The organism is Halocynthiibacter namhaensis (genome assembly GCF_000812685.1).
Lineage (GTDB): Bacteria > Pseudomonadota > Alphaproteobacteria > Rhodobacterales > Rhodobacteraceae > Halocynthiibacter > Halocynthiibacter namhaensis.
In genome coordinates this window covers 58,629-77,328 of record NZ_JWIF01000073.1, presented here as the reverse complement: position 1 = coordinate 77,328, position 18,700 = coordinate 58,629, and the positions used below count along the sequence as shown (strand labels likewise).

6 protein-coding genes are annotated in these 18,700 nt (G+C 53.1%); all 6 read left to right on the top strand.

Annotated elements, in window-relative coordinates; translation table 11 throughout:
• The first annotated feature begins 5 nt into the window (after nucleotides 1-5).
• The 6 genes from RJ38_RS18310 (at nucleotide 6) to RJ38_RS16300 (ending at nucleotide 18,673) form a co-directional block, all read left to right on the top strand.
• Complete coding sequence (locus tag RJ38_RS18310; RefSeq protein WP_156121913.1) at nucleotides 6-902, top strand: efflux RND transporter periplasmic adaptor subunit; 897 nt, start codon at nucleotides 6-8, stop codon at nucleotides 900-902.
• Entirely contained in the window at nucleotides 895-1,989 is a 1,095-nt protein-coding gene (locus RJ38_RS16320; protein WP_039019936.1) for a BamA/TamA family outer membrane protein, read from the top strand. Before RJ38_RS18310 ends, RJ38_RS16320 begins: the two co-directional genes overlap by 8 nt.
• A 129-nt stretch (nucleotides 1,990-2,118) precedes the next feature.
• On the top strand, nucleotides 2,119-14,700 hold the full coding sequence (locus RJ38_RS16315; protein ID WP_039019935.1) for a calcium-binding protein: 12,582 nt from the start codon (nucleotides 2,119-2,121) through the stop codon (nucleotides 14,698-14,700).
• Between the two features lie 35 nt (nucleotides 14,701-14,735).
• On the top strand, nucleotides 14,736-15,035 hold the full coding sequence (locus tag RJ38_RS16310) for a DUF3467 domain-containing protein (protein WP_162183587.1): 300 nt from the start codon (nucleotides 14,736-14,738) through the stop codon (nucleotides 15,033-15,035).
• 54 nt (nucleotides 15,036-15,089) lie between these two features.
• A complete protein-coding gene (locus RJ38_RS16305; protein WP_156121912.1) occupies nucleotides 15,090-16,706 on the top strand; it encodes an efflux RND transporter periplasmic adaptor subunit in 1,617 nt (538 codons plus the stop codon).
• Complete coding sequence (locus RJ38_RS16300) at nucleotides 16,679-18,673, top strand: site-2 protease family protein (RefSeq protein ID WP_039019933.1); 1,995 nt, start codon at nucleotides 16,679-16,681, stop codon at nucleotides 18,671-18,673. Before RJ38_RS16305 ends, RJ38_RS16300 begins: the two co-directional genes overlap by 28 nt.
• The last annotated feature ends 27 nt before the right edge of the window (nucleotides 18,674-18,700 follow it).

The window sequence follows — 18,700 nt, the reverse complement described above, 5'->3', positions numbered from 1 at the left end:
CTTTGATGAAATATATGCTGATTGGCGTTTGGACGTTTTGCCCAAGCGCCATTTTGGCACAGACGGTATCTGATGCAGGTGTCACGGATCCTGCAACATTTGCAGCGCTGCGCAATGATGTGTCGCCCGCGTCTGGTGGGTTCTCAGTGAATTGCACCATCAAGCCGCTTCAAGCGGTGGAAGTCTCTGTGCCGTTGCCTGGTATCGTATCAGAGGTTTTCGTACGCCCTGGAATGAAGGTCGAAGTTGGCGCGCCACTGTTGACCTTGGATGACACGATGTTGCGCCGTGAATTTGCCTTGGCCGAGGCACGCGCAAGCGCAACAGCGGTAATGGATGCGGCCACCACCCGGCGGGATGGGTTGGCACAAAAAGCCCGGCGTTTGGGCCAGGCCCGTGCGCGCAATGCGATTTCTGTCGCGGAACACGAGGCGGCGGTTCTGGAATTGGCAATTGCCGAGGGCGATATTTCGCGGGAACGCGAGGCCTTGGCGTTGGCCCGCCTAGAGACAGAACGTGTGGGTGCTATGCTTGATTCGCTGGTGATCAACAGCCCGGTGTCTGGCGTTCTGGGCGAAGATCTTATCAACACAGGCGAAGCCGCGGGTCGCGAACATGTGGCCACGATTTACGTCAATCAGCCGTTGCGCGTTGAGGCCTTTGTTCCGTCGGCGCGCTTTGGCGGCTTTGTAGAACAGGGCGAATATTCGATCGTCGTGAATGGCGATGCGTTCGATGCGCGTCGCGTCGATTTTGATTATGCAGCGCAGCTTGCAGATTTGGCATCCAATACAATCAGCGTGTTCTTTCGATTGAATGCACCGGACGTATTGCCTGGCAGTAAATGCACGATGGCAACAATGGCAGTGGCCGATGCGCCAGGGGGAGACGCCGATGGGTAAATCTCAGAAAATATGTGCAATTTTCACGGCTGCAATCATGCTGTTTACGGGCAGTGCTTGGGCGCAAAATGGGCCGGGTGGCCAATTGTCCACAGGGCTAAGCTATTCCAGTAAATATGGTGCCACGAGTTTTGTTACCCTTGAAGGGCAGGACATTTTCAAAAGCGGCATCAGTGCACGGTTGAATTATCGCGCGGGCACTGAAGGCCATGGCGCTGGGTTGCGTTTGGCAAAACGTTTCGAACTTGGCGACCGCTGGCCTGGGCTGTCACCTGAATTAACTTTTGCGATTTACGGCAAATCTGCAGATTGGGATTTCCAATCCTACGCTGAGAAAACACAAGGGTTCTCGGTGCTTTATGGTGCTGATCTATCGCCGCAGCTTTCGTTCGAAACCGAGCTGTTTTTTCATCGGGATGAGTTGGATAATCTTTCCAGCGGCGTGTCACCGTTGATTGCGGCAGACGCAGGGCGCAGTGATGTGTTGGGCGCGGGCATTGATCTCAGCTGGAGCAACCGCAGTGGCTCAGGCCTGTTGGACAAGGGAACCCAGCTTAGCTTTGGTATCGCGGCTACTGTGTCGGGCACTGGAAACCGTGGCTGGCATAGATTTTCCGCAAAGCTAGACAGCACGCATGGTTTCGTTGGTGAATCTGTTGTGAATTTTTCCTTGGGCACGGGGGTGATCCGGGGGCAGGGCAGCAATGGCTATGTGAATATATTGGATCGGGCATTTTCTGGGGATGGCGCGCCGCGCGGATTTGCTTGGGGGGGCGCAGGGCCCGTTGCGCCTGGCACCGATGAGGCCTTGGGCGGCACCCGCTATCTTAGCGGTTCCGTTGAGGTCAGAACACCTTTGGCGCGTGATGGCCTATCTGCGGGGGTGTTCTTTGATGCCGGTTCCGTATGGGACCTTCCTGGCATTACGGGCGTGGATGATGACATGTACATGCGTACAAGTGCTGGGGTTGCTGTGCATTGGCAAACCCGGTTCGGACGTCTTGAGGCTGCGTATGCGGAACCTTTGAGGACCCGCGCAAGCGATAGAACACAGCGTTTTTCGATTTCGCTGAGCGCTAAGTTTTAAGCCCAGGTTGGGCAAGCAGCAGAAAGCTGCGTTGTGATTTTTTGAGCTGTCCGTGTTTTGGGGCACAGTGCTGGCGCTTTCGTCAGTGGTAAGGATTTATCTGCCGCTTTTGTGGCAATGGAGGACGTTATGGGAAAGAATACGCCAGTCTTAAAGCAAGGTGCCGATGCGGTTGCCAAGCCTGTGAATGTTCTGTCTGATCGAAACCAAACGCCAATGTTGCCGATTGATTTGCGCGCGGTCCCTCTTGAACCGCGTGTCATGCTGGATGCCAATCTGGAATTTGATATCAATGCATCTACGGCGCTGACCTCTGTTTTATCGAGTGTCGCGCAATTATTTGACGAGCAGATTGCCGACATCACGGACTTCTTAGATACGTTCGACGAAGCGGCTGGGGCTGCTTTTGATAAGATCAGTGCGATTGTCGATACGGTAGAAGGTGTGTCCAGCCAAGCGGATTCGTCAGGTGTTCTCAGCGGTGATATCGTCGATCTAAGCGTCGCCGCGGAAACGGTTCAACGTATCCGCGATGCGATTGATGCTTTGCGCAATGGTGTGACTGACACGATCACGGATCTAATCGCGGATGATTTTTACGCAGATTTGGCGGCGGATGTGCGCAGTCAATTGGAAGTCCTGAACAATGACGTGCCGATGCCCCCGGATCCACCTTTCGTAAGCACTTTGAGCGTCGCGGATGTTACAGGTGTTTATACTGTCGATAACTTTTCTAGTGGGGCGGTGGACAGCACGCTGGATACGCTAATTTCCGGCATGGATCTTGGAAATGCAACCGAGGCACAGGTGAAATCCATCTTCCACGACGCGGTTGCAACTGCCATGGGGGTGGGCACAGAAAATTTCTCGGTTACATTGAATGACATCGCTGTCGGTGGGGAAACCTTGGTTTCCTTTACGCAAGATGGGGATTTTGCGGTCGATGTTGCAGTGAATTTGCCGCAAGCGTTTGCAGATTTTCAGGCAGTCTTACAGGCTGCGATCCCTGGGATCAGTTTGCCGTTTGACGCGTTGTCACAGGGTGCCGGGGGCAGTCTGGTTGAATTCGAAATTGAGACGCACACCACATTTTCAGGTGATATCCTAACAGGTTTGGCTGTTGATATTCACGAATTCGCTTTTGCACCGCTTTTGGAAGTTGGTGGAACAATTGGTGGAGTTGCTGGTGCTGGTTTTAACCTTGGCCTATTGGCACTTGAGGTAACATCCCTTGAGACCGCGAAGTTTGGTTTGTTTGTTACTGCGGGTGACACCGGTGGTGGTGGCATGAACCTCGGCGGCAGCATTGATGTGTCCGGCACGCCTTCTGTCACTTGGGCGGGCAGTTCCGCAACCCTTGATGTCACCGCACGTATCCAAGAGATCGGCGCCACGGGTTACAGTGATATCGTGGCTGATCAAGTTTATGACTTGATTGATCTTGATCTGGAAGGTGAACTTGATTTCAGCGCCATAACACAGGAATTTACGGCGGGCATTACTTTGACGTCGGTTCTGGACAGTACTGATGCGGCGGGGCGTTTGCGGGCCTTCATTGATAAAGCAAGTTTTGATTTCACGCTTGATCTTGTGAACACAGGCTTGGCTGCGGATCAGGAAAAAATTCTTGAAGATTCGCTTGTGACGCTGGCAACGATGGGCACAGAGCAGATCGTCCAGTTCCTGAAAGATATCGGCGAAACCGTGACTGGCGCATTAAGTGACAGCGCCTTTGACATTGCAATTCCACTGACAGATGTGCGGTTTGGCAATCTGATGACAGAGCTATCCAGCTTTTTCACAGACCTTGCCAGCACCTTCAGCATCGATAAAGGCGCGTTGGGGCTAGACACCGAAACGAGCAGTGGCCCCGAGTTGATTGACACGACGTTGACAAGTGAAATCGACACACAAAGTGGCGAACGAATGAGCCTTGGCCAGTTCACCAAACTTCTAGACTACAATCGGTTGTCGCTGTCTGTGACCTCCCCTGGTGGGACACCTGTTGATGTGGACATCAACCTCACAGGTACTGAAGTACAAAATGCATCCCTTTCGCTTTCAGCGCGAATGACGGCCCTTGCCGATTTGTTGAGCGTCGCCCTATCAGGTCATGGAATTGCGGTTGCACTTGGGCAGAGCGGGGGCCTATCGGTAACCGGAACTAAAACCCCTGGTTCTGGGGGGAACCCAGCGACGTTCAATACTTTTACCGTAAAAAGTGCCCGCAAGATTTCAGGAAATTCGGAAGATGACACGTTTTCGCTGTTTGATCTGGGTTTTGATACGAGCAATCTGACGGAAGTTACTGAAGTCTTCGGTGAGGGTAGTACAGAATTCGTCGCAACTTTTGCAATTGAGGCGTCGGCATTCAATCTGGGCGCTCTGGCGCTGGATGCGCTTGATGGCGTGAAAAACCTCCGTTTCACGTTGCATGTGGATGGTGAGGATCAGCCACTTGATGTGAAATACAGTGGTTCCGGTACAGGATGGACATCGCTTGCGGAATTGATCGATGATCTGAATGTTTCCCTGGATGGCAAAGGTATTGGCGTCACGGCCGGGACAAATACGGGTGGTGATGGGCTTGGCTTCTCGCTTGATCTGGGCGAAGGGCGCAGTTTTTCACTGTCCGCTGATCCAGACGATCTGTTGCGGGCCCTTGATATCGCGAGTTTGATGAATTGGGTCAATTCCGAACTGGACAGCAGTTTCCCTGGTGCCGCGCTTGAGTTGACGGACGACGGTGAATTGATCTTCAGCTTCCCTGACATCGAAGCATCGCTTGCGATTTCGACAGACGATGGCATTGGGTTCTCAGCCAGTGATCTGGGCCTTGGTGTTCTCGGAGATTTGGATCTGTCCGCGCAACTTTCGGCGCAACTGAATGCGGTCTTTAGTTCCGCCGTTGGGATTGATCTGGTCGGTTTTGGCAAGACTATCATTGGTGATTCCACTGCGCCCGATGCCCCTGCCAATGCGTTGGAAGGAAAGAATAGCTTTACCGATGATCTGAAAGATGCGGTTCTAGACAATGTGTTTTTCTCGGATCTGTCGCTAGAGGCGTCTGCCAGCGCGTCAGCAACGGAAATCACGGGGTCTGCCGACATTGGATTGATTTCTGTCGCGATTGGTGCGGATGATGCAGCACAGAACTTCCTGCATGCGAATGCCCAGTTTGAAGCGAATATTCTGGGTCGTAATGTGGATGGAGAGTTCAACGAAAAACTAACATTCCGCAATCTGCGCGATGCAGTTGCCGATAAAGTTGAAATGTCAGGCGGTGAACCGGTTGTCATAGCAGCGCCGGGGATTTCGACCCTGTTGGGTCGGTTTGAACTGTTGGGCGGCATCGTCGTGAATGGCGATGGCGAAGGCCTTGCTGGCAGCGGTGACACGGTCATGGTTAGTGGTGACGTCGTCACTGAAGATGCCTTTGAATATGCTGGTGATGACGAACTGGCGCAGCTTTTGGTCCGCATGGGGGACGTGAAAGTCACCGTGGCAGGCATCAGTGGCATTAACGAGAACCTGATTGATGGGGTCAGCCTGTCGGTGATTGATCTGTTTGATCTTACCAACACATGGGACGTGGCCCTTCTGAGTAACGATCCAGCGGCGCTTGAGGCAATTGAAGGCCTCGCGAATTTGGAAAACGGTGACATTCTCGATACGCTGGCAGCCATCGGGAATGTGTTGGTGGTGGTCGGTGAAACCCTGTCCGACAAACTGCCATTCTTAGCGGCTGATATTCCTCTGCTGAACTTTTCGGTTCTGGACCAGATCAACTTTGCCTCAGACTTCCTGAATGCGTTGCAGGAATTACGCAATGACCCGCAGTCCGGCCTCGATGTAATTGAAAACCACCTTGAAGGTGTGTTCGGCGAGGACACGGTTACACTAACGTGGGACGCGGATGAGAAAACGATCTTGTTTGATCTGTCCTTCAAGTTCCTAGAAGATTACCAGAAAACCGTGCCGTTCCAACTGGATCTGGTTGAGCTTCTGGGCGATCAGCTGGCGGGTCTCCTGGGTGAAGACCTCGCGGATGTTGTCAGCGGTCTGGTTGATGTCAGTGGCGACGGTGAACTGATCTTTGATCCAGAACTATCGCTAGATTTCTCCTTCGGGATTGATCTGTCGCCGACCCTGATTGAGCCAACTGTTATTGCGCCGGGTACAACTGGCCTTGGGGCGCTGTCCACTGTTTCATCCCTGAATTTCCGCCCGGGTGGCGGCAATGATCTGCGGGTGAGCTGGACAGATGCAGAGACGGGTACGACAGTTCAGGTTGAGGTCGAACTTGATGGAAATGCTGATCTTGATACGAATGGTGATGGCGAACTCTCGCTGGATGAAGCCGTTGTAGCGATTGATGAGGCGGTCAAGGAGGCGATCGCAGATAGGTTGGCGGAGACAAAAGCTGAAATCGCCGCAGAGTCTGATCCAGATGCGAAGGCGGCGCTTCAACGTGCTGAGATCGCACTTGAACGTGCTGATGTCAGTTTTACCTATGATGTTGCCACGGGGCAGATCACCCTATCCGACACGGCAAGTGAGATTATCGTCACGACTGGTGTAAATGCGCTGTTTGGCTTGGATGAGGCGGATTCTGAAGAAGATGACGGCAAACAGGTGATCGCGCTTAAAGCCGGTTTTTCTGACTTTGCTGAAGAACATATTTTCACCATTTCCATCAATGGCAGCCCCGTTAAAGTTACTATTCCGGCTGCGGCTGGACGTGATAGCGACGGGTTTGTGATCGCTTTCAACACAGCCCTTCAGGAAAGTTCCGTCAGCCGTGGTGCGATTTCAGACTCGGCAGCCCCGGGCATCACAATTGCCCTAAGCAATCTGATGGATGTGATTGAAGACGCAGGCGAAATCCGTCTGCAGGGCACCGACTTTGCAAGTGCGGCAGGATATGATCCCGTGACCTTTGCTGTGAGCGGTGAAGATCAGTCCCAAAACATCGAATTCCGCGTGACGGATCTGGGCGGCGGCAATGTTGCACGCGCGCTTGGCTTTGAAGACGGCAGCAGTGCATCTGATGGCGATATGGTGTCTGAGGTGCTGTTTGAAGCGGTCACCGCTGGCGCGCCACGTGTTTATTTGGATACGGAAAAAACGGGGATTACAGCAAGCTTTGTTGCTGGTGTGAATGATGGTTTGAACATTAAGCTGGGCCTTGGCCCGGTGGAAGTGCAGGTGCAGAATGGTAAAGCGCTGATCAATGCCGGTGACGGCACGGGTGACCCAGCGTTCCTGAAATTCCTGATCAATGACATCGATGGTGACGACAACGAAGATCAATATGATCTGTCGCATCTGTTCGACATTCCAGGTGACGCAGACCTTGGGTTTGCGGATCTCTTTGGGTTTGACGCCAAAATTGGCGTGGACATCGAATTGCCGCTGTCTGACAGTCTGGGCTTGTTTGACCCGGCGGTGAATAAATTAAGCTGGAAAGCGGATTTATTGTCACTGAAAGATGGGGTGACGCTGAAATCTATTGATCTCGGAGACCTTGGCGCAAGCTTTGACGGCGATCTGGTGTCTCTGCATCTGGGTGACGGCATTGATATGTCGAACTTTGAGTTTGGCTTGCCCGATCTGTCGGACTTCCTGTCAAACCTGAATGTTCTGTCCCTGCTTAATAACCCGCGCCTTGTCTTGGGCGGGCTTGATCTGTTGATGGATCAAATGCAGACCCAGTTTGATGATTTCCTGGGTGGGATCACCCTGCCCGTCGTCGGGGATGCGATTGGGGCTGGCGTCAGCTTTTTCCAAGATTTCCGTTACAACGTTCTGCAAGCCGCGCTTGATTACGCCAATCAACCCCTTGAAGACGGCAGCCTGCCCACAACTGTCGATCTGCTGACAGGCTTTGTAAATGATGCGTTGAATGACCTGCTGAGCACCAGTGGCGTGGAATATCTCCAGGCCCATTTGAACACAGACGGCAGCACAGAAGACAGCTATATTTACGGGGTTCTGAACTTCAATGCGATCATCTTCAACGAGATGATGGACATTGATTTTGACTTTGGCATTCCGGGGTTCAACATGGAAGTTGAGCAAGGGTCGCAGATCAAGATGCAGCTGGACTATGCCGTGAACATCGGTTTTGGTTTTGATAAAAACGGCTTCTTCCTGTTGAATGACACCGATGACGCAGAGATCGGAATTGACTTCACCGTTGATGCGGGCACGTTTGAAGGTTCGATGAGCGTCTTTAACATTCTGGGCGTCAGCGCGAAGGCTGTGACCTTAGATGGCGATGGCAACATTGACGAAAGCGCCGGTGGTACTGCGGAACTTACCGCATCACTTGAAGCAGACCTGTTTGGGGACTCTGGCCTGACCATCGTCGACCCGACAACTCTGGCTGCCGGCGAAGCTGCGGTCACTGCGACGCAGGCTTACCGGGACTTCTCGGGGGTGGACCCTGTCGATGGCGGTGGCGCGGAACTTACTTGGGAAAAAGTTGTGTATGTTGCACAGCTTGATACGGCCAACCTGATCGCCTTTGAGTTTTCAGCTGAAATTGATGTCGCGATTGGCATCGAGGCCAATATTCTTGACCCCTCCTCGGGTGAGCCGGTGAAGGTTGCCGGGGCTCAGGTCATTCCAAGTGTGAATGCTGAACTGGTCTTTAATGGCGTCTACGACACGACCAATGGTTTGCAGCTAGAGAAGTTGCTCTTCAACAATGTGCGTTTGGATGCCTCTGTTCTTTATGATGCGTTGATCAAGCCTATTCTTGATCCGATCATGGCGTTCATCGATCCGTTGGCGGATGTCTTTGCCTTCCTGAACAGTGAGCCGATCAGCTTTATTGTGGATATTCTGGGCAATGTGTTCCCGATTATTAAACTGGCCGACACGGTTGCGACGGTTGTGGGCGATATTTTAAACTTCGTTACAACGCTGCATGACAATGATGGCATGGTCCTGTTCGGCACGTTTGATTTCACCAGCAGCCTTGGCGATATGTCATCCGGTGAAACGACCCTTTCCGACGTCGATAATCGTGACATGAAGCGTACCGGCACGACGACTGCTTCGCAGCAGGGTCCAGGAAAACCATTTGGTGTCTTTGGGGATACGAAAAGTGGGTTCTCTCTTGAATTGCCACTGCTGACGGACCCGTTCTCGGCCATGTCGATCCTGACAGGGAATTTCGATCAAGTTGACTTGGTGCGCGCGAAATTTACGCTGTTCAATTTGAACACAGGCGTGATCGATATTGGTGATTTTGTTCTTAGCTCGATTGGTGCGCCGGGTTGGGTGCGCGATATTATCAGCTCCGTCTTCTCAGCCACGATTGAAGCGCGGTTGATTGCACAATTTGAAGCTGGTTATGACTTAAGTGGCATCGTCAATTTTGCGAACTCGCTTGACCCAGAACGCCTGTTGGATGGTGTATTTATCAATGCTGAACCTGGATCGCTTGTGGATGTGTTCATCGGTGCATCCGTTAATTTGAATGCGGGCATCGCGGGGCTGACCGCACGCGGACATGCTGGGGCGCAACTTAGCTTTAGTGACCCAAATAACGACGGGAAATTGCGCATTCCTGAGTTGATTGCGTTGGTCGAAGCTGCTGCAGATGAGATCGCTGGCGGTAATCCTTTGGGGGCGCTGGAAACGGTCTTTAAGGGGAAACTTGATTATGGTTTCTATCTAAGCGTTTGGGCCGGGATCAGCCTGCCTTGGCCATTGCCGGATTTGAAATGGTCAACAACCGTGTTTGATTTCGGCGATACCATCAACTTCGGTGGTAAACCCATTCCCGCCCGGATGAGTGGAAGTATCGGCAGCGGAGAGACCGCGATTTTGAATATCGGTGCGCGCGCTGGTGCGAGCATGTCGTTGATTGAGGGCGACGGAAATGATGTGGTCACCATTTCAGGTCCGAATTCGCCTTACAACGTGAGCTTGACATCGGGTGGCCGTTCAATCAGCGGCACAATTGATGAACATGCCGGGGCATTGGTCATTCCGGCTGGTGAAGGAAACAACGTCATCGACATGACTGCGATGACGACGCGGACTGCTTCGGATGGAACTGCACGCAGTGTGCCAACGATCACATACACAGGTGGCGGGCGTGATGTTATCAAGCTTGCGAACACTGGACTGCATGTTGTCTTTGCCGGGGATGGTATCGACGAAATTACGGCCGGTGCGAGCGCCACTGGGACATATATTATCTTTGGCGAAGGTGACGCGGATACCGTGGATATCCAAGGTGGCAATGTCATCTATTTTGGCGATCAAGACTTTGGAATGCGTGACGTGTTTCTTGCCAAATTTGCTACGGGCGATGTGACGGAAACTGAAATTCTCAATCTGCTTGGTATCAACTTGGATGGTACTGTGAATGAAACAGCCGCCGCACATTACACCTTTGGCGGTGAAAAAGTGAATTTAGCAACGCTGCAAGATGAATTCACTGCGGGCACTCAGCTGAAGGCGGCGAAAGATGTTGAAACTGTAACCGTTGGCAATGGTAACCATTTCATTATGACCGGTAATGGTGCCGACCAAATCAGCACGGATCTGAATGGCACAGGGACGGTCGTGGTACTGTCAGGTGGCGGCGCGGATACGATCAAAGCAGGTGGTAGCGATGTATTTGTTGAAGGTGGCGCGGGGCGTGATCTTATTCAGGTTGATGGCGCTCTGACCGAGGTCTGGGGCTGGGGTAAAGCTGCGGGTGCAGAGGGGCTTACGGCAACTGATGTGAACTTGAACAGCCTTGCATTGCAAGACGGGGCCGATGTGATCATTGGCGGGTCAGGCAGTGACACAATCTACGGACAACTTGGGTCGGACATCATTGAAGGCGGTCTTGGCGAAGACAGTTTGTTTGGCGGCTTTGACGATGATTTCGTAACCGGGGGCCGCTTTGACATGAGCTTTATTGGCGGCAGCTCTATCGATATCGCAAACTTTGATATCAACGGTCCGCTGACGCGTGGATTGCTGATTGAAACCGCACATCTTGCGGATGGTGATGACACTATTGATGGCGGCAAAGGCGCGGATGTGCTGCTGGGCGGGGGCGGTTCAGATACGATGACCGGTGCCTCTGGCAATGACATCTTGATCGGTGATTTCGCCGAGGTCAGATTGTCATCCAATTTGATCGCCGAAGGGGCGATTACCACGCAGACGACAAGCACTTTGTCCGGCACCGACGATCTGTCTGGCGGGATGGGAAATGATATTCTCATCGCGGGTGCAGCTTTGCCGAACATGAGTGAAACCCTGGTGGATCTATACGGCGATAACATCTTCTTGGGTGATTTCGGCGAGATCAAAGGGGCGCGCATCCTTGAGGCCGCGACCCAAGTTATTTCCATAGCATCGACTGCAGGTGGTGCTGATATCATCACAAGTGGGCGTGGAAATGATCTGGTGATTGGCGGCGAAGGGGCCGATATAATTGATACGGGCCTTGGTGGTGATTTGATCATCGGGGACAATGGCACCTTGGACATTACGGCTGGCACCATCAGCTCTGTTGGGCTGGATACGGATGGCGATGACGTTATTACATTGGGTGTTGATACGCCTAATGCATATAAAACAGATGAAACACCGCCTCAGCTTGTTCCGGCGCAGCCTGATCTGAAGGATCTGGTGATCGGTGGTCGTGGCAATGATACGATCACTGCAACTGTCGGAGGCTTGGTGGCCATCGGTGATGCGGGCGTAATCGGGCTGAATCCGGTTGCATTGAACGCATTGCGCAGCTTTGCCCCTGCGCCTTCTGGTGCAACGCAAGACCAACTTGATGCTGAAGCGCGTTCGCTTGAACTGATCTCTGCGATTGCGGAATCCGTGGAAAGCACCGCGCATGCGGACGATGGAAATGACCGCATTACAGCAACCGGTGGCGAAGTCATCGCAGTGCTGGGCGGCGGTGCCGATGTGGTCGATCTGGCGGATGGTGTGAACTATATTTTGGGGGACGACGGACGTATTACGATTGATCCCAATAGTGAGTACACGGGTCGCCTGATCGGGATGACAACTGCTGAAAGCCTTGCATCTGACAATGATGATACGTTTGAAGCCGGAAATGGCGTGAATATCCTAGCCGGAGGTGAAGGCGCAGATGGCATCACGCTTGGCGATGGAAATAATGTCGTTTTGGGCGACAGCGGCACGATTACCCATGATACGCGCGGCGCAACGCCTGTGATCACGGCGACCTCTCGCACCCATGGAGACGACGGCGTTGATATCGTTGAACTCGGGGCGGGCGACAATATCGTGATCGCCGGCGGAGCAGGGGATACAATCACCACCGGTGCCGGCAATAATGGTATTGTTGGGGACAGTGGTTCTCTGTCTCAAACATCATCACAGACTGTGATCAGCAGTTTGGATCCTTCGGTTGGTGGCAACGATACCGTAACGACCCTTGGCGGTAATGACGCGGTTGTCTTGGGCTTTGGTGACGATATTGCCAATCTTGGAGAAGGCGACAATCGCGTGCTTGGTGACAATGGTGCGATCACGATGACGGCGACAACAACCCGTCTTGAGACCAGCGATGATGCTGTGGGCGGTGACGATACTGTCACGACCGGTGCGGGGCATGATTTTGTGGCCCTTGGTGCAGGCGCGGATACGGCGAATCTTGGGGCGGGTGATAACCTCGCGCTGGGCGACAGCGGCGTGATTAGCGTTGCTGGCGGAACGACCACATTGACCACAACCACCGCAAGCGCTGGTGGCAACGACACGATCACGACCCTTGGCGGTCATGATTCCGTCGCGCTGGGGTCTGGTGACGATATTGCCGATCTCGGCGATGGCGACAATCGCGTGCTTGGTGACAATGGTGCGATCACGATGACGGCGACAACAACCCGTCTTGAGACCAGCGATGATGCCGTGGGCGGTGACGATACTGTCACGACCGGTGCGGGGCATGATTTTGTGGCCCTTGGTGCGCGTTCTGACACGGCAAATCTTGGTGAGGGCAACAATCGCGTTTTAGGCGACAGTGGCGTGATTTTCGCCAGCAATAGCAGCAATGGGACTGTTACGACGGGCAGCTCAGTGGCCAATGGTATTGACACAATTACCACGCTTTCCGGTTCAGATGTTGTCATCGGTGGATTTGGTGGTGATGTTGTTCATGCCGGTGCGGGTGACAATGTTGTTATTGGCGACATGGGGCAGGCCGTCCTTGACCCTGGGCTTGTGAATGTCATTGGGCGCCAGGCAGAAACGCTTCACGCCGGGGCAGGTGGCAATGACGATATAACCACGCTTGGTGGCAGTGATGTTATCCTCGCTGGGGGTGGCAGTGATGTCGTCAAAGCTGGGGATGGCGCTGATGTTATTCTTGGTGACGACGGGTTGTGGGGATCATCCCATATGGGTGGTCTTGGAGTTGTTACAGCCGAAATTCTAAGTGCAGGCGGCAATGACCACATCACCGCTGGTGGCGGCAATGACATTGTGATTGCAAATCAGGGCGATGATTATGTTTCGGTTGGTGAGGGCGAAGATGTTGCGCTTGGCGATGATGGCATCATCACCTTCCGGAATCGCACCGACGTTGAAACTGTTCTGTTGACTAATTTGGTGCGTGGCGGCGAAGATGTGATTACGGCCGCAGGCACCGTGGGTGACAATATTCTCATCGGCCAAGCAGGTGCTGATACGATTACAGGCGGTGTCTCTGATGACATGATCGTGGGCGACATTGCGACGATATTGCTGGAACAATATCAAAATGTTCTGCCAGGCCAGTCGGCACAGGATCGTGTCATACATTTGACAGGCTTGCGCAGTGATATCGCTTATGACGATACGCTGAGCGGTGACGCCGGAAACGATTTCATCATGGGTGGCTTTGGAAATGACCTGTTACATGGCAATGATGGGCAGGATTTCTTGATCGGCGATACGGTGATCATGTCGCGTGGTTGGGTGGCCTTCTCTGATGGATCTATCCTAGAAGAACTCAAAATTGACACCAATTTTGCATATCTCACCGGCGGTTATGATGTGATCTTTGGGGATGATGGCCCGGATATTCTTGTTGGGGGGCTTGGCCCAGACCTGTTCCATGGGAACACGGCTGATGATTTGATCTATTCTGACGGGTATGCGGGTCTCTTCCGTGCCGAATGGGGTGTGCAGGGGTTTGTGGGCGTCAGTGGGCAACGCTTCTTATATACTTCAAACTTTGCGGGACCTGGTGCAATTGACGTTGTCTCAGCAGCCCAGCAGAAAGATTCGATAGGGAGCCCGCTTGATCTGTTCGCACAGGAAAGCGCACAGTTTTCCGTGGCCGGATCGATCATTGCCCAGCAGTTCTTGTCTGATGGATATGCGGTGCAAAGCTATGGCAGCCTGACGGATCCACATTTTGTGAGTCGGGTTTTGGATTATCTGGAAAGCGATACCTTCATTCGTTCCGTTGCAGAATTGACGGCTACGGGGGCTGATATTTCGGTGATCAAAGCCGCGATTAGGGCCGCGCTTCTGGCTGATTTTGGCGCCTTCTGGGAGGCCAGCGCACCAGCGCATGAGCTGCTGATCGAACAGCTGATTGAATATCTTCTGTCCAGTATTCAGCCAAATGACGAAACAGCGGCCTCAGATGCACTTGACGACGTGTCGCCAAGCGACGAAACTGAAATCGAATATGCAATGCTGCGGATGGCGGCTGAGTAACCAATTGAAAAATAATAATATACGGGAGAATGGCGATGACTGACAAAGTTGAGGGCGCGCCACGAGTGCTGAACGATAAAACAATCAACTGGGACGACAGCGAAATGCAAAGCGTCTATGCCAACATTGGTACGGCGACTGCTAACCGCGAAGAATTTTTCTTGCTGTTTGGCACGCACCAACATTGGCGTGGCACTGCGGAAGAAACCACATCCGTTGACGTAAAACTGGGCAATCGCATCGTGATGAGCCCATTTGCCGCTAAACGTTTGGCTGTAATCCTGACCCAATCTATTTCGGCTTATGAAAGTCAGTTTGGTAAGATCGAAACCTAATGCGTGACAGGTTCAAGCTGGGTTTTCCAACAATAGAACAAAGTGGGTTTTCCCTTGATTGATGGCGTCATCGTGGCGTTGCGCTTGCTCAATTCCGCAGGGGCAGCGCCACAAATCTTGTTTGGGCAACTGCCAGAAGGCCAACCCCTTGAGGCGTTGCACGCCTTGTGTACGGATAAAACGGGCATACGAAAAATAGGTGACCGTCTGTGTGTGACCCTGCCGGAAACCGTGGGACTTGAAGATACATCCAAGGCGTCTTGGATCGTTTGGCTGTTTGATCATGTTCCGCCAGTAACGGAACTTCCGGGCATCATTGAACAGCTTCGAACTCATTCGGCGGGCTTTTCTGCCCCATCAAACAATAACGAGGCATCGGACGAACCCCTTGCGTTGAATTTGGCGTTGAAGCAGTTGAATGGTGCCACACGGCGCAATGCTTCGGCCTTGTTGCAGGTCGCTGTGAACGTCTGTGTTGAAGCCGGCTTGTGTGAAAATGCGATTGCGGCCCAAACACAGGGCGGCAAGGTAGTGCGCCTTGAGGTTTCGGATCAAAACCTGGCTCCGATCACGGGCGAAATGAAGTTTTTGCTTCAAAGCCGGATGACTGCCGACCCCACAAGTGAAGTGATCGATCGGCAAAACTTTGATGAAGCAAGTTTGGATGCGTCTCTCGTGGCGGATATGGCGAAAAGCGACGGTCTAATGTTGGATCTGCCCTGCAAAGACGAGGATGGTTTCGCCTTTATCCTGCTGGGGCCCGCAAAAAATTGTGACGCAGAGATCGCCAGCCTGCGGGATCTTTTATCCGTGGTCCTGAACCGGAAAAAACGATCGGGGTTGCGCGCGAAGATCATGCGTTATGGCGGGATCGCGGCGGCGGTTGCCCTTGTTGTTTGGCTGTTGCTGCCCGCGCCCATACGCATCACGGCGACGGCGCTTAGTCAACCTGCACATGCCTATTCCGTGGCCTTACCCTTTGAAGCATTCGTGGAACAGATCTTCGTGCAGGTCGGAGACCAAGTCGACGAAGGGGACGTGATCGCGCAATTTCGGTCCCCAGCACTTGAAGAACGCCGTGAAGAAATGGTGCTGCAGACCGAGACAGAAAAGATCGCGGCACAGGCGGCGTTGTCGGCAAATGATTATGGCGCCTATGTATTGGCAGAACAGCGGATCGCGACAAATGAACGCCAAGTTGCGCATCTGGAAGCCCGTATTGATCGCCTAGAAGTGAAAGCGCCACACAGTGGTCGTATTATTGCGGCGATGGGGCGTGAAATCATCGGGGCCTTCGTCCCCCCCGGAGAAGCCATTGCGACCGTGCAGCCCCGGGCGAACTTCAATTTGCGTCTTTCCGTTGGACGGGTTGATGCGGCTCAACTCAGACCTGGACAGACGGGGGACGTTTGGTTCCGCGGTATTTCTGGGCAGGTCTGGCCGTTGGTTATCACAGCACCTGCAATGCAAGAAGTTGATCCAAACACAGGCGAAGATCGGCTGATCTTTATGGCGCGCGTTGAAGGTGACACGCAGGATGACCTGTTTGTTGGACTTGCAGGGTTTGCGAATATTGAAACCGGGCAGGCAATGCGTGTGAAAGTGATGGGGCGTTATGTCACCGAATATCTGAGGATGAAGGCATGGACCTGGTTCGACCTGCGGTTCTAAAGCAGATCTCGGTGCGCCTTTCATCAGAAGGGGGGCGCGCATTGTATCTGGCGCAGGATCGTTCAAACGGAAAGATCTATACGTTGCCCAGTCGCGTTGCCTATGCTGTGCACCGGATGAAAGCCGCTGCCACGTCGAAAAACCCGCTTACCCGACAGGCGGCACGGTCGGCGATGGATGAGGACGGCACCAAAGAAGCCTACGGATTTTTGCATTTAATACAGTCGATGCGCGGCGCAGAAACCCTTCAGAAAAAACCGTTTAATCCCGTTTTTGCCTCTATTCCATTGATGGATGTGGGTCCGTGGCAACCTAAATTCAGGCGGCTGTCGCATATCTTGGTAAGTGCTTGGCTTTTGGGTGTTGTCGCGATGCTGGCGTTGCTATCTGTCATTCTTGGCGTGCGCAATGACTGGGCAATCATGGGGGCCTTTGACAATGTGTTTTCCCTAGAAGCCTTGCTAACCTTCGGTTTGATCGCCCCGTTTTTGAAGGTGATCCACGAGTTTGGGCATGTCCTTGCCGCAACGAGATTTGGCGTGCGCGTGCGCAAGGGCGGGGTGTTTCTTATTGGGATGTATCCGATGCCCTTTGTGGATTGTACGGATGCGGACGTTAGCGCAGGTCGCATGCAACGCATTGGCATCAGTGGTGCAGGGATTGTGACCGACGTCATCATCGGGCTGGTTGCATTTATTGCGTGGCACTTCACGGAAGGCAGTTATTTTCATACGCTTTTGGGCAATATATTTGTATTTTCGACCCTGAATTCAATTGTGTTTAATGCAAACCCGCTGATCAAGTTGGATGGGTATTACGTGCTAATCGACGTGATCGGCAAACGAAACCTATATACACGTGCCAGCGCCGTGATGAAGGACACACGCATATGGATTGCTTCCTTTGGGCAAGATGGCGTTCGGCCAAAAGGTTGGCGGCATTGGGGGTTGCTGACCTATGCGATTTTGGCTCTGATTTACCGGATCAATATTCTTTGGGTGATTGGATCAGCGCTGTTGCCACGTTATCTTGGTGGCGGGGCGGTGCTGACAATTTGGGGGGCAATTGTAATGTTCTTGATACCTGCAATGCGTGAAAAGCCGGCCCAAGCCAGCCCAACTCGACAACAACTGCGCCGACGCTGGTTCTGGCGGGTTGGCCTGGTCGGCGGGGCCGTATGTGCACTGATGTTTGTGTCGATGCCATTTCGAATTGTGGTGCCCGTGACATCCGATGGGACGGGGGCGTATCAAGTGACAATACGCAGCCCAGGTTTTGCTGATCGCGCAGTGGTCAGCGGCGAATTGCAGGCCGGGGAGATTTTAACAAGTGTTAACAATCCGATCTTTGACGAGCAAAGGGATCTTCTGACCCTGCAGCTTGAGGGCGCGGTTTTGGTATATGACACCGTCCAAGGCGAAGACCCCGCAAAGGCGCTGGCGGCGCAAAAGCAGGTTGAAAGCTTGCTTGCACAGCGCGCAATATTGGATGAACAAATTGCAGGGTTGCAGCAAGCTGTATCGGAAAGTGGAACTTTCTTGCAGGACCGTGAGATCAAAACGGGCAGTTGGTTGGAAGCTGGGCAGCAGGTGGGGTTGTTCTTGCCTTCTGCGGGGGCTGCGCGTCTGTCCGGTGCGTTTCCCGAACGATACGTCACGCTGTTTCGTGGTGGCATCGAAGGGCTAACCCTGCGCAATCGATCAGGATATTTTGACCTTGATCCATCGGTTGCGACCATTCGTGAGATCTTACAATTTGACCAACAATCGGGATCCCGGTCATGGCAGCTTAACGTTGCTTTCGAGGCGCAATCCGCAGCAGACCTTGCCGGGGTTCCTGGAGATGTGAGGGTGCGTTTTGCATCGGCGCCTTTGTGGCAGCATGTGCAATTTGCGGCGCGCGGGTTGCTTGCCAAATACCGCGAAGCCCAGCTGGTTGATCGCAGTGGCTTCCTAGACGGTGAGTAAGGAAAACCGGTTACACACGGATCCTGT